We start from the raw sequence: 13096 nt of genomic DNA on the forward strand, positions 1-13096 counted from the left end.
CATGCCGGACGCAGTCTCATTCCCGCCGGGCGCCGTCGCCGATCGCCGCGAGCGTCGCCTCGCTGTCCACGCGCGACATGTGCGCAGAATTCTCTGCGAGCGATTTCCGCTCGCATTTCGGGGCAGGGGCGCGAACAAGCCGCCGCTGAAGATCGGCATAGGTCACGACGTGCAGCTCGCCATGCCGGAGCTGCCGCCGATCGCGCTCGTCGCCGCGCTACGCGACTACGCATCCGGCCCGACCTATTGCCGCAACCTCACCGCCGGCGCCCAGCGCATCGGCCTCGACGGCGAGCCGGCGGGCCAAGTCAGCGCGGCGGAGGCCGACCAGGCCGCGTTTCGAATGGCCGTTTTTCGCAAGAATGCCGCCGCGTGCGCGAGCCCGGCGCAAGAAAAGGGCGAGGAGATATGAGCAAGAAGGGGCTTTGTTTCCCGGGGACGAATCCTGCCGATCGGCTGACGCCGGCGGAAGATCAGGTCATGGGCCTCGCAGCGGAAGGCATGACGCGCAAGGACATCGCCTCCGCGCTCGCCCTGCGCGAAGGGACAATCCACAATCGTCTCAGCACGATTTTCGACAAGCTGTCGGCGCGCTCGATGAGCGAGGCCGTCGAGGCTTGGCGCGCCCGGCGGGAGGCTGCTTGATGGCCGGCTCCGTCAACAAGGTCATTCTCATCGGCCATCTCGGCCGCGATCCTGAGACGCGCACGACCGGCGCAGGATCGCGCGTGGTGATTTTCTCGCTCGCGACCAGCGAGAGCTGGCGGGACAGAGACAGCGGCGAGCGCCGCCAGCGCACCGAATGGCACAATGTCGTCGTCTACAATGAGCCGCTCGGCAAGATCGCGGAGCAATATCTTCGCAAAGGCTCGCTCTGCTATCTCGAAGGCCAGCTCGCGACGCGTTCCTACACTGACAAGGATGGCGTCGAGCGCAAGGTCACAGAGATCCTGCTGAAGGCCTTCCGCGGCGAGCTGGCGCTGCTCGACCGCGCCGAGCGCTCGGCTCCCGATGAGAGCGACTACGGCCGCGAGAGCAGCCGGCCCGCGCATGACGATCGGCGCATGTCCATGGGCGATACGCCGCGCGCGCCGACCTCGCAGCAGATCGACGACGACATTCCTTTCTGAACGGAGATCGAGCCATGCCCAATTCGCAGTCGATCCATATTCACGACATCTCCGACTTCGGCGCCGGCGGCGACGGCCTTTCGCTCGAAGAACTCGCCAATGCGATTCAAATCTGGTCGCTGCTTCAGCCGCTGCCGACGACTGTCGGCGATGTCGCCGCGAGCTTTAAGGTCACCGGCGAGACCGTGCGCGCCGCCGTCGAGGGACATCCTTGGATGTTCCTTTCCGGCCCGGCGGACAATCGCCTCGCCAACATCATCGAGCATGATGGGGAATAGGCATGACGCAAGAGGAAGCGAGAGCCGCCCTCCATGCGGCGACGAATACGATCCGTGAGGCCGCCGAGCTGCTGCGCCCGCACGCCGGTCTCTTCGCGGCCTATCAGCGCGAACGAGAATCGATGGACAGCATCGGACCGATCATAGATCCGACGCTTTGGAAAAGCCCCGTGCGCCGCGAGACGGATGCGATCGTCGGTCCGCTCTTCGATGGAGCGCAGAGCTTCCTGCGCATTGTGGAATCGCAGCGCACGCGCGCGATGGAAGCGGTTATGACGCGAGGAGGTCGGGACGATGGGTGACCGCGCTAGCGCTCACGCGAAGCGCATCGCCGACAAATATATCTCGGAGACCGGCGACGCGCCTGCGCCGTCAGCGCGGTGGGCTCGGCCGGACCGCGTCGGCGGCGTCTGGCTCAAGGAGGGCGATTTACGCCGTGTCGCGCAGATATTCGATTTTCTCGACGTCGTCTCTGTCCGGGGCGCACAGGCTTATTCAAAGGGCTTTGCGAAGAGCGAAAAAGCCGGATTGCGCGAGCATGCGGCCGCCAGCCGTAAAGCCCTCGCGGAGCTGATCGGCGCCACGGAGGATGATCTCCGCGGCTCCGCCACTATCTATTTGAGGGTCCATCGATGACGATCGCGGACCAATCCCCGACCTTCGCCCTGATCTCCGCCGAGGAAGCGGCCATGCGGCTCTGCGTCTCGAAAAAGACCTTGCTCGGCTTCGTCCAGGATGGTTCGATCCCCAAAATTCCGATCGGACGCGGCGCGAAGCGCAAGCGTTGCGCCTTCGATCCTGCGGATATCGAGGCTTTTGCGCGCTCTAGAAAGCAGTTCGAGGCGCCGAAATGTCAGTCTTCAAAAGGCAAGGCCAAACGGTCTACAGCTACGACTTCCAAGTCTCAGGTCGTCGATTTACGGGAAGTACGGGCGCGACTAATGGCCGAGAAGCGAAAAAAATAGAAGAAATCAAAAAGATCGAGGCGCGCGCCACGATCGAGGCCGAAAAGAGCCTCGAAGGCGCGCCGATGACATTGCGGGTCGCGGTCGGCCGTTATTGGGAAGAGGTCGGCCAGCACCATGCGGCCTCGCTCACCACCCTCACCAATCTCGAGCGATTGCGCGATTATTTCGGCGAGGACAAGCGCCTCGACGAGATCTCCGACGACGACATCGCCAAGCTCGTCGCCTGGCGGCGCGCCCAGACGGTCAAGGGCCGGCGCAAGATCGCGGACCCGGCGCAAAAGGGCAAGACCATCCCGGCGCCGCTCATCTCGCCGGCGACGGTCAATCGCTCGACGGTCGAGGTCCTGCAAAAACTCTTCAACCGCGCCCGAAATTTTTGGAGCCGATCTTTCCCTCGCGAGCCGAAATGGCGCCAGCATCTCCTGCCGGAGACGACCGAGCGCGTCCGCGAGGTGCGGGCAGGGGAGGAGGATGCGCTCGAGGATGCGATTCGGGCCGACTACCGCCCACTTGTCGAATTCGCCCGCGCCTCCGGCCTACGAATGACCGAATGTCTGCTCCGCAAGGACCAGGTCGACCTCATCGCCGGCCGGATCCTGACGATTGGCAAGGGCGGCAAGCCGATCGACCATCCGATTACCTCGGAGATGCGCGCCATATTAATGGCGGAGATGGCCAATCCGACCAAGTATGTTTTCACTTACGCGGCCGCCCGTGCCAAACGCGAGAAAAAAGGGCAGAAAGGCCACGCCAAGGGCGCCCGCCTTCCGATAACCCCCTCTGGTCTGAAAACCCTATGGCGGCGCTCGAAGCGCCCGCGAGGGGACGGCCCGTCCCTGCCGGCCGACCTCCGCTTCCACGACCTACGCCATGATTTCGCGACTAAGCTCCTCCGCGAGACGCGCAATCTCAAGCTCGTCCAGAGAGCGCTCCACCATTCGAAGATCGAGACCACGACGCGCTACGCCCATGTGCTGGACGAGGAAGTCGCCGCCGGCATGGAAGCCGCCTCGAAATCCCGCAAAAAATCCCGCAAAAGGTCCCGCACAGCGGGAGGATGCGAAACATAGATATTTGATCCAAAGGAAATTCGTAGCCGGGGAGCCGCGGAGCCGGCGACGACCTGCCCGGCGGCGCTCTGGCGCGACGGTCCCCGCTCCACACCGACGCTGCTGCTACACATCTTAAAGCGGTATGATCGTCGAATGAGAGATCCTGAAGGACGCGGTTCTGCTTGACGCCGAAGCCGGCATATTTTTCTCCCGCGCTATTCGAGCTTTTTTCGTTGGCGTGCCCTTTTCTGAAATAGCCTTGTTATGCTCGCATCGGCCCTATAACACGGATAAACTGCTTCGGTAGGCGTCCAGAACCGAGCGATCTGATCGCTAGGATCGGGGAAATGAAAATGGCTATGGATTGGATCGTGGAGACCCTGCGCGTCTCCCTATTCTCGACTCATACGATTGATATATCCAACGCTGATTGGACGAAAATCACGGGACAGGACGAAGCGGAGACTCAAAAGAAGGCTCTTGGCCGGCGCACAATGACCGGACCCTACCGTAACGCTATCCTTAACCTGTCGGCTTCTGGGAACAGATCAGACTGCATCGTGACGCCCCGTTTCCCAACGCCTGATGCCATAGAGGAGAACTACATTCCTTCGGTGGGTGCTTGGCCAAGTGTATGTGAATCGTTTGTAGAAGACACCGCAACGTGGGTGACTAATTCAGATGTTTCAATCAGCCGTATAGCATTTGGGGCTGTCCTCCTCGGAAGATGCGAAAGCCGCGAACAAGCCTATAGGTATTTGCTCGGTTCTTTGAAGTCTGTGAAGGGCGATCCTGAACGGATGGCGGAGGTAATATTTCGTGTCAATTGGCCGTTGAAAAGTGACACGGTAGAAAATCTAGTTATCAATCGTATTACCCAATGGTCTGTCCTAGAGGTTCGCGTTCAGTTGGCAATCGATTTTACGAATTCGACCATAGAAACAGCACCGATGTTTGTCGTCCGGTTGGAGCTTGACCACAGCACCGACGCGCAACGATCTGAGCCGTTTGACCGGGATAGTGTCCCCTTGATATATAGGGAGCTCGTTCAGCTCGCGTTTGAGAATGCGAAAGAAGGCGAATTGCCGTGACCGCAGAATTGATGATTAATTCCGCGGGGACCGCGCTTGCTCCGCGAGTTGATCCAGTCTTCCTTTGCGAAGATGCACAGGTTTTATCCCGCGGAAATGTGGACCCAAAGACGCTTAAAATAAAAGTGATTGATGGGAGTCCAGCCACGGCCATCAAGGCGCTATCATGCAGTGCTGAGCGAATGACGAGGACCATGGCGGTTACCGCGCCCGCAATGGCGATATTTGCTGGTTTTTCGATTGTTTACGACGATGGCGGCAGGCTACCCCTCACCTCCGTGGTCCGGCCTACGATAAGCTCGTCATCTTTGGCGCAACGCCGGGTTCAAACGGCGATGGATGCGCTTGCGGGCTACGAACGGTATAGCGAACGAAATTGGGACGGTTATGATGCCGACCCGGTTACTCCACAAACGCTGCGATATGCGCGATCGCTTCTCGGTGTCATGCCTCGGACGTTCGGAGACCCAGATATTGCGCCGGCCGGAGATGGGTCAATCGGTCTCGAATGGGTATTGGATAATGATGGTTTGGCCAAGCTCTTCTTTGATATCGGGCCGGGCGAGGAATGGCGGGCGTACTGGAAGTTCAGGAACGGTGAGTTCGGGAGGCTTCCGGGGAGTGGCTTTAATTCCTCTACACAGCAGGTCCTTAGGGATCTGTTTTCTGGGCTAAGCGGTAGGTCCGATGCCATTAAAAGACGGTGACCCGGGGCCGGATGGCGATGTCTGGTTTCGCATAATAACCCAAGACAATCATATCAGAAAAGGCCGTATCCATCATTCTGCATTCGGTGGAAAGGCGATTTCTGCGCCAGATCCCACAAAAAGAAGGCCGTGGGAGCGAGAGCTTTCAGGCCGACTTCGATCTCGCGCGGGCTCTGTTCTGCAAATCGAAGATCATGCGAACCTCTTCTGCAAAAAAGCAACTGCAGCCGGCGGTGGCACGAAGACTTTTAGCGGAGTAATGTATGCGCCCGTTGCCGATCTGAAAAAAATATACCTAGATACTTTAACGACAGGTGTTAATTTTACTCCAAATGATGATGATCCAGCACATTCTGATCTAACCTTCCAAGGTTGGGTTAAGGACGAAGAGCAAGAAAGGGAGCAGTTCATTTTATGGTTGACCGATAACGTGCATGGGCTCCATCAGACCCAATTATTCTCTCTACCGGACGCTCAAGTGTCTGGCTTTGCACTTTTCGGACAGCTTATCAGTCGCCTTAGAATAAGAATATGCTCCGCGCTTGCTGCATATTTAGGTCGGCTGCAGCAGAAAGGCGAAGTGTGATAGGATGTCAGCTCGCCGTTGCCGAGTTTGCTTGGCCAGGAGGCCGGCGTCGGCCGAGCGTCAAGGCCGATTAAAATCCCACAGAGAATCCCGCAGCCCTGATAAAATAGCATGATAATCATTTGATAATAGGCGGGTTAATAGTGTCGCGCCTCCTCTCCTGGGGGACAAGGGGTCGTGGGTTCGAATCCCGCCACTCCGACCAATCTTCTTTCGAAGTTCCGTTACGGCGCCGCAAGCCGGCGCCCGCGCTCACGGCTTTCGGGCGCCCGCGATGCGGGCAAGCGTCGCTCTCAGCGTCGGCAGGGTTGATAATTCGTCGTCACGCGCGAGTTCGTTACGGTCGTAAACCGTCAGCGAAAGGCGCAGCCCATGTCCGAGACGCTCATCAATCTCATCATCCAGCTCTTTGCCGGCGCGGCCGGCGGCTCAGGCGTCGCTAAGGCCAATAAGAGTTTCGATCTCGGCCCCATCGCTAACGCCATCATCGGCGCGCTCGGCGGCGCGGGCGGCGGCTCCATCCTCACCTCGCTCATTCCGGCGCTGGCCGGGGCGGCGGGCAATGGCTTCGATATCGCCGTTTTCGCCGGACAGCTCGTCGGCGGCGGCGTTTCGGGCGCCATCGTCACGGCCATCGTCGGCCTCATCCGCAACGCTCTCGTTCAGAAGCAGCGGGCGTGACGCTCCTTCGCGCGAGCCCGTAGACGCATCGGCCGAATATCGGCATACCGATTGCGTAGAACGCTTCCAAAAAGACGCCCTCCTCGTGAGGGCGTCGGATGCGGGTTCGTGCGAAAGGGCGAAGACAGTGGCCGATGAAGCATCAGTCTTGAAAGCGCTGGAGAGCGTCGCCGGTCCGGACGGCAAATCGATTGTCGCGGCCGGCCTCGTCAGCGGAGTCAATGTGTCGGGGGCCAAGGCCTTCGTCTCGCTCACCGGCGATCCGGCGCGGGCCAAGGAGCTCGAGGTGCTGCGCGTCGCCGTGGAGGGCGCCGTGAAGACCGTGCCGGGGATAGAGGCGGCGATCGTGACTTTGACCGCGGAGAGGGCGCCGGCGCCCGCCGCGCCGCCTCCGGGTCAGGCGCCGCAGCGCAAGACCATCGCCGCGCTCGAGAAGATCAAATATATCGTCGCGGTTTCCTCGGGCAAAGGCGGCGTCGGAAAATCGACAACCTCCGCCAATCTGGCGCTCGGCCTCGCGGCGCAGGGCTGGCGCGTCGGCCTGCTCGACGCGGATATCTACGGCCCTTCGGCGCCGCGCCTGTTCGGCCTCAGCGGCAAGCCTGAGGTCGTCGGCAATAAGATGATCCCGCTCGAGGCCTATGGGATCAAGATCATGTCCATCGGCTTTCTCGTCGAGGAGGATGTGCCCATGGTCTGGCGCGGGCCGATGGTGGCGCAGGCGCTCGGCCAGATGCTGGGCGAGGTCGCCTGGGGCGAGCTGGACGCGCTCGTCGTCGACATGCCGCCCGGCACCGGCGACGCGCAGCTGACCATGGCGCAGCAGGTGCCGCTCGCCGGCGCGGTCGTCGTCTCGACGCCGCAGGATCTGGCGCTGATCGACGCGCGCCGCGGCGTGGCCATGTTCCAGAAGGTCTCGACGCCCATTCTCGGCATCATCGAGAATATGAGCTATTTCCTCTGCCCGCATTGCGGCGGCCGCACCGACATCTTCTCCCATGGCGGCGCGCGGAAGGACGCCGAGGCGCTGGGCGTGCCCTTCCTCGGCGAGGTGCCGCTCGATCTCACCATTCGCCAGACCTCGGACGCCGGCACGCCGGTCGTCGCCTCCGCGCCGGAAGGCCCGCATGCGGCGATCTACAAGGAGCTCGCCGCCAAGGTGAAGACCCTGCTGGAGACTCAATCGCTCCGCGCCCCGCCGAAGATCGTCATCGGCTGAGAAATGTGAAAAGGCCGGGCTGAAAAAAGCGAAAAGGCCGCGGCCGCCGTCTGGCGGGCCGCGGCCTTTGCTTTTCGCGGGCGAGCCCGGAGGCTCGCCTCACGCGAATGGCGTCAGAGATGGGTCGGGATCAGCGAATTGTCGCCGAGGTCGAATTTATAGCTCCAGCCCACAGTAATCTCGAGTCCGCGCAGCCAGATATTGACATTGGCGGCGGGGTTATAGGCGCCGAATGGCGTCGCCGCCGTCTGCGGCAGCGCCTCGGGGCCGCGCACATTGTTCTTGAAAGCGTAGACGACGGCGAGGTCGAGCGTCGAATTCTTGGTGACGGCGTAGCTGAGACCGCCGCTGACGTGATGCGCGTTGATGATCGGCGCGAGAATGTTGAGCGTCACCGAATTGGTCGGGATCGGATTGGTCACATAATGATAGCCGGCGCGCAGCGCGAGGCCCGGCTGCATGCGCCACTCGACGCCGAACGAGGCCGAATCAGTGTCCTTCCAGCCGAAGCCGGGGCCGCCGGACGAACCGAGCGAGCGGAGCAGCACCGGGAAGCTCGCATTGCTCACGGTCGATACGCCCGAATAGAAGATGTGGCGCCAGTCGGCCATGACGGTCAGATCGGGCGTCAGATCATAGGCGAGGCCGGCGGTGATATTGGCCGGAATATCGAAGCTGCCATGGTCGGCGAAGAGGCCCGAATATTTGCCGAAGCGGGTCATGAACATGGGCGTCGAGCCTGCGACGCCGATGCGGAACTGATCCGTCACCCGCCACTGCAGGCCGAGCCGCACGCCGCCGCCGAACGACCAGTCATATCCATTGTCGGACAGGCGATACATGTCGGAGGAATAGGGCGCGAAGGTCTTCAGCCCCTGCAGATTGATGGTCTGCACCGCGATCGTCGGCGCGACGCCGAGCGACAGCGCGCCGAACTTGCGCGCATAGCCGATGCTGGTGAAGGCCTGCTCGAGATCGACGCCCGCATAGCCGCCGCCGAATGGCCCGCCGAGCGGCGAATGGTAATGGCCGAAGTCGAAAGAGGTGTTGATGCCGCCATTGGCGTAGGACGCCGTGCCCCAGGCCGAGTCGGCGTCGAGCGGCGAGGCATAGGCGTCATGCGGCACGGGGAAGATCGGCCGCCCGCTGCGGACGTCGCCCGGCGCGAGCACCTTGGGCAGGCCGTCGGTCGAATAGCCGCGCTCCGGCAGAAGGGCGGTCAGGCCGAGCTGCATCTGGCGCTCGAGATCGACGAGGCCGGCCGGATTGACCGACAGCGACATGGCGTCCCGCGAATCGGCGACGCCGGCGCCCCCCAGCGCCTTCTGACGCGGGCCATAGCCGATCAGAAAATAGCCGTCCGCCGCCAGCGACGGAGCCGTCAAAGCGACGGTGAGCGCAGCCGCCGAGGCCAGATTACGCCAGTAAAATCCGTTCATTATCTATTGCCCCGCCCAGATCGGTCGCCGTTCACACGCCATTTAGAAGCACTCGGCAACCCGGCGGCGTTCGCACCTTACGACTCACTATTGCCCGAGAATCTATCAGAGCGGGCGGCGTGCGACAGCGTCGTCGCCCGGGCTCTGGTCGATATTTCCGATCCTGTCACGTTTTTGCAACAGCGGTTTCTGCCGAGCGGCGAGTCCAGGTTTCGCTCGAAAAATCAGTCCCCGCTTTTTCGGGACCGGCCCGGCCGGCCGGGCTTGCCGCGATCCGAGGCCACGGATAAAATCACGGCATGGCGAGGGGCGCCTCTCCGAGAGGAGCGGCTGAGAAGCACCCATCGAACCTGATCCGGGTAATGCCGGCGCGAGGGAAGGCCAGCAGGACGCGTCGCCCGATCTTTCGGGACGGCGCGCCCGACTTCATCGCCCGCTGCCCATCCATCCGAACCAATGGAGCGCGACGATGAACGTGCAGGACAAGCGCCCGACGACGCCCCAGAGCGTGACCACCGGACCGATCGGCGCCTCGCGCAAGCTCTATTCCGCGCCGCGCGGCCGCGAGGACATTCGCGTTCCCGTCCGCGAGATCGCGCTTCACCCCTCCGCCGGCGACGCGCCTCTGCGCGTCTATGATCCCTCCGGCCCTTATAGCTGTGGCGATTTCGCGCCCGATCTTTCGGCCGGCCTGCCGGCGGCGCGGCGCTGGCTCGACGGCCGCGCCGGGCTCGAGGCCTATGACGGCCGCGCGGTGAAGCCGGAGGACAATGGCTTCGTCGGCGAGGATCGGCTGGTTCCGCCCTGTCCCGCGCCGCGCGCCATTCGCCGCGCCGCCGGCTCGGCGCCGGTGACGCAGCTCGAATTCGCGCGCGCCGGAATTGTCACCGAGGAGATGATCTATGTCGCGCATCGCGAGAATCTCTGCCGCGAGCGCGCCTTCGCGCAGGCGGGGGAGCGGATCGAGGCGGGGGAGGGCTTCGGCGCCGCGCTTCCGGCTTTCGTGACGCCGGAGTTCGTGCGCGAGGAGATCGCCCGCGGGCGCGCCATCATTCCCGCCAATATCAATCATCCGGAAGCCGAGCCGATGATCATCGGCCGCAATTTCCTGGTGAAGGTCAACGCCAATATCGGCAATTCGGCCATCACCTCCTCGGTCGCCGAGGAGGTGGAGAAGATGGTGTGGGCGATCCGCTGGGGCGCCGATACGGTGATGGATCTCTCCACCGGCCGCAATATCCATAACATCCGCGACTGGATCATTCGCAACGCGCCCGTGCCGATCGGCACAGTGCCGATCTATCAGGCGCTGGAGAAGGTGGGCGGCGACGCCACCAAGCTCGATTGGGAAGTGTTCAAGGACACGCTGATCGAGCAGGCGGAGCAGGGCGTCGATTACTTCACCATTCACGCCGGCGTGCGTCTCGCCCATGTGCCGCTCACAGCCGATCGCGTGACCGGCATCGTCTCGCGCGGCGGCTCGATCATGGCGCGCTGGTGCCTCTCGCGACATTCGGAGAGCTTCCTCTATGAGCGCTTCGACGAGATCTGCGACATCATGCGCCGCTATGACGTCTCTTTCTCGCTCGGCGACGGATTGCGTCCGGGCTGCATCGCCGACGCCAATGACGCGGCGCAATTCGCCGAGCTGGAGACGCTGGGCGAATTGACCAAGATCGCCTGGGACAAGGGCTGTCAGGTGATGATCGAAGGCCCCGGCCATGTGCCGATGCACAAGATCAAAGTGAATATGGAAAAGCAGCTGCGCGATTGCGGCGAGGCGCCCTTCTACACGCTCGGGCCGCTCGTCACCGACATAGCGCCCGGCTATGATCACATCACCTCCGCCATCGGCGCCGCGATGATCGGCTGGTTCGGCACGGCCATGCTCTGCTATGTGACGCCCAAGGAGCATCTCGGCCTGCCCGATCGCGAGGATGTGAAGACCGGCGTCATCACTTATCGCATTGCAGCGCATGCGGCCGATCTCGCCAAGGGCCATCCAGCGGCGCAAGAGCGCGACAACGCCATGAGCCGGGCGCGTTTCGATTTCCGTTGGGAGGATCAGTTCGACATTGGACTCGATCCCGACACGGCGCGCCGCTATCACGACGAGACGCTGCCCAAGGAGGCGCATAAGGTCGCGCATTTCTGCTCCATGTGCGGGCCGAAATTCTGCTCCATGCAGATCACGCGCGATCTGCGCGAGGAGGCCGCCGCTATCGCCGAGCGAGAGAAGGGTTTTGCGGAAAAGAGCGCCGAGTTCTTGGAGAAGGGCGCGCAAATCTACGTCGCCGAGTGAGGCGAGCGGGCGATTTTTTCGGCGACCCTCGGGAAAAGCTCCTTTTGCGTCGCAGCAAGGCTTTTCCCGAGGCGCTTTCGGCGCGACACCGAAATGTCAATTACATTGACAGGCGCAGCGAAAACAGCCTATTTGCCCCGCGGGACGATGCGCCCTGTAACAAAATAAGGGACTAATGTTCCAACGTCCAAAAGAGGGAAACGGCAAATGAACATTCGCGCCATTGTGACGGCTGCTGCTCTGTCGCTCGGCATGGTCGGCCCGGTTTTCGCCGGCTGCGACACCAAGGATGAAGATGCGAAGGGCGTCTGCGTCGACAAGTGCTACTTCGAATATATCTCCATCAAGAATCGCTTCTCCTCGACCCCGGCGTCGATCGAGAAGGCCAAGTCCGACAAGGACGCCTGCTATCAGAAGTGCGGCTGCGAGCCGGCCTCGGTGAAGGAGTGATCCTTCCGGATCGACGCGAGTCCTGCCGGGAGCAGCTCCCGCATTCGCGATCGTGACGCCGCCGGGCGCGCGATATTTCGCGCGCCCAGGAGGCGTCCGCCGAATGGCGTTCGATCGGTTTTCGATCGAATGCGCCGCGCGAATATCTCGCGCCGCTATGTGTATGAATTTCAGACAGTGGCCGCGTTTCGGCGCCGCGCAATGCGCTGACGACGATCTCATTCGACACTAGAAAAGTCAGCCACGAAGCGGCGCGCTCGCAAGGCGACGGCGCGCTCCTTATTTCGATTTCATCACTTTCGATGCGAGAACCGGCTTCGTCGTCGCCGACGGAGCTTTCGGTTGTCTCGCGCCTCGGACCCGCTATTGTGCAGCGCATGACTGAGAGACAGCAAGCCGTCATCGGCGTCGTCACCGCCTCCGACCGCGCCAGCGCCGGCGTTTATGAGGACATCAGCGGACCGGCCATCGCCGCCTATTTCGAGAAGGTGCTGACCACGCCGTTCCGCATAGAGCGGCGCCTCATCCCCGACGGCTTCGAGAGCGTGCGCGACACGCTCATCGATCTCGCCGATAATATCGGTTGCGATCTCGTCGTCACCACGGGCGGCACGGGGCCGTCGCCGCGCGATCTGACGCCGGAGGCGACGCTCGCCGCCGCGCCGCGCGAATTGCCGGGCTTCGGCGAGCTGATGCGCAAAGTGTCGCTGGCGCAGACGCCGACGGCGATATTGTCGCGGCAATTGGCCGCGCATCGCGGCAAATGCCTCGTCATCAACCTGCCCGGAAAGCCGGCCGCCATAGAGCTCTGCCTCGACGCGGTGATGCCGGCCGTGCCCTATTGTCTAGATCTCATCGGAGCGGCCTATATAGAGACCGATCCGGCGCGCGTCGCCGCCTTCCGCCCGAAAGGCAAATAGCCGCCCGATCGGGTGGGGCGGCTCCCCTTCTCATTCGCGCATCGGGGCTGTATAGACTGGCCGCCGGCTCGAGTGAGGCCGCGTGGATTCAAAAGGGGGCGAGCGTCATGAGCGATGTGCGGCTGGTCGTCGTCGGCGCCGCCGGCCGCATGGGCCGGATGCTGATCGCCGCCGCCGGCGAGACGAAAGGCGTGGCGCTGACTGGCGCGGTCGTAGCGGCCGATTCGCCAGTCCTCGGAGAGGACGCCGGCCTGCTGGCGGGGCGCCCCGCCA

At 62.6% G+C, this 13096-nt stretch carries 17 protein-coding genes, 1 pseudogene and 1 riboswitch; of the genes and pseudogenes, 17 read left to right on the top strand and 1 reads right to left on the bottom strand.

Annotated elements, in window-relative coordinates:
- Window position 1: 1 nt before the first annotated feature.
- The 13 genes from A1351_RS21995 to A1351_RS22045 all read left to right on the top strand — a co-directional run bounded on the left by A1351_RS21995 (window position 2) and on the right by A1351_RS22045 (window position 7712).
- A complete protein-coding gene (locus A1351_RS21995; RefSeq protein WP_064033939.1) occupies window positions 2-412 on the top strand; it encodes a ProQ/FINO family protein in 411 nt (136 codons plus the stop codon).
- Window positions 409-645 (top strand): response regulator transcription factor, encoded by a 237-nt coding sequence (locus A1351_RS22000; protein ID WP_064033940.1) that lies wholly within the window; start codon window positions 409-411, stop codon window positions 643-645. Before A1351_RS21995 ends, A1351_RS22000 begins: the two co-directional genes overlap by 4 nt.
- A complete protein-coding gene (gene ssb, locus A1351_RS22005) occupies window positions 645-1130 on the top strand; it encodes a single-stranded DNA-binding protein (RefSeq protein ID WP_064033941.1) in 486 nt (161 codons plus the stop codon). Before A1351_RS22000 ends, ssb begins: the two co-directional genes overlap by 1 nt.
- A gap of 14 nt (window positions 1131-1144) precedes the next feature.
- Window positions 1145-1408: a hypothetical protein gene (locus tag A1351_RS22010; RefSeq protein ID WP_064033942.1), complete on the top strand. Its 264-nt coding sequence runs from the start codon at window positions 1145-1147 to the stop codon at window positions 1406-1408.
- 2 nt (window positions 1409-1410) lie between these two features.
- Window positions 1411-1710 (top strand): hypothetical protein, encoded by a 300-nt coding sequence (locus tag A1351_RS22015; protein ID WP_064033943.1) that lies wholly within the window; start codon window positions 1411-1413, stop codon window positions 1708-1710.
- Entirely contained in the window at window positions 1703-2044 is a 342-nt protein-coding gene (locus tag A1351_RS22020) for a hypothetical protein (RefSeq protein ID WP_064033944.1), read from the top strand. Before A1351_RS22015 ends, A1351_RS22020 begins: the two co-directional genes overlap by 8 nt.
- Entirely contained in the window at window positions 2041-2373 is a 333-nt protein-coding gene (locus tag A1351_RS24970) for an AlpA family transcriptional regulator (RefSeq protein ID WP_157096451.1), read from the top strand. Before A1351_RS22020 ends, A1351_RS24970 begins: the two co-directional genes overlap by 4 nt.
- Window positions 2374-2438: 65 nt before the next feature.
- Window positions 2439-3446: a tyrosine-type recombinase/integrase gene (locus A1351_RS22025; protein ID WP_245291706.1), complete on the top strand. Its 1008-nt coding sequence runs from the start codon at window positions 2439-2441 to the stop codon at window positions 3444-3446.
- A gap of 329 nt (window positions 3447-3775) precedes the next feature.
- Entirely contained in the window at window positions 3776-4519 is a 744-nt protein-coding gene (locus tag A1351_RS22030) for a hypothetical protein (RefSeq protein ID WP_064033946.1), read from the top strand.
- Entirely contained in the window at window positions 4516-5226 is a 711-nt protein-coding gene (locus A1351_RS22035; protein WP_157096453.1) for a hypothetical protein, read from the top strand. Before A1351_RS22030 ends, A1351_RS22035 begins: the two co-directional genes overlap by 4 nt.
- The gene (locus A1351_RS24975; protein WP_157096455.1) at window positions 5207-5812 is read left to right on the top strand and encodes a hypothetical protein; all 606 of its coding nucleotides are present in this window, start codon (window positions 5207-5209) and stop codon (window positions 5810-5812) included. The genes A1351_RS22035 and A1351_RS24975 overlap by 20 nt, the downstream gene beginning before the upstream one ends.
- 372 nt (window positions 5813-6184) lie before the next feature.
- Complete coding sequence (locus A1351_RS22040) at window positions 6185-6493, top strand: hypothetical protein (protein ID WP_024880556.1); 309 nt, start codon at window positions 6185-6187, stop codon at window positions 6491-6493.
- A gap of 127 nt (window positions 6494-6620) precedes the next feature.
- On the top strand, window positions 6621-7712 hold the full coding sequence (locus A1351_RS22045; protein WP_024880555.1) for an Mrp/NBP35 family ATP-binding protein: 1092 nt from the start codon (window positions 6621-6623) through the stop codon (window positions 7710-7712).
- A 113-nt stretch (window positions 7713-7825) separates the two neighbouring features.
- On the opposite strand, the gene A1351_RS22050 is transcribed toward A1351_RS22045, so the two are convergent.
- The gene (locus tag A1351_RS22050; RefSeq protein ID WP_024880554.1) at window positions 7826-9151 is read right to left on the bottom strand and encodes an OmpP1/FadL family transporter; all 1326 of its coding nucleotides are present in this window, start codon (window positions 9149-9151) and stop codon (window positions 7826-7828) included.
- 295 nt (window positions 9152-9446) lie between these two features.
- Window positions 9447-9547, top strand: a riboswitch (TPP riboswitch).
- Window positions 9548-9620: 73 nt separating this feature from the next.
- Between A1351_RS22050 and thiC the strand changes: the two genes are divergently transcribed.
- The 4 genes and pseudogenes from thiC to A1351_RS22070 form a co-directional block, all read left to right on the top strand.
- Complete coding sequence (gene thiC / locus A1351_RS22055) at window positions 9621-11453, top strand: phosphomethylpyrimidine synthase ThiC (RefSeq protein WP_024880553.1); 1833 nt, start codon at window positions 9621-9623, stop codon at window positions 11451-11453.
- A gap of 207 nt (window positions 11454-11660) precedes the next feature.
- Window positions 11661-11903, top strand: a complete 243-nt coding sequence (locus A1351_RS22060; protein WP_036308939.1) for a hypothetical protein — start codon at window positions 11661-11663, stop codon at window positions 11901-11903.
- A 377-nt stretch (window positions 11904-12280) separates the two neighbouring features.
- Complete coding sequence (mog, locus tag A1351_RS22065; RefSeq protein WP_018266195.1) at window positions 12281-12823, top strand: molybdopterin adenylyltransferase; 543 nt, start codon at window positions 12281-12283, stop codon at window positions 12821-12823.
- 107 nt (window positions 12824-12930) lie between these two features.
- Window positions 12931-13096 (top strand): annotated as a pseudogene (locus A1351_RS22070) (4-hydroxy-tetrahydrodipicolinate reductase); the annotation flags it as partial.

The organism is Methylosinus sp. R-45379 (genome assembly GCF_001644125.1).
Taxonomy (GTDB): Bacteria; Pseudomonadota; Alphaproteobacteria; order Rhizobiales; family Beijerinckiaceae; genus Methylosinus.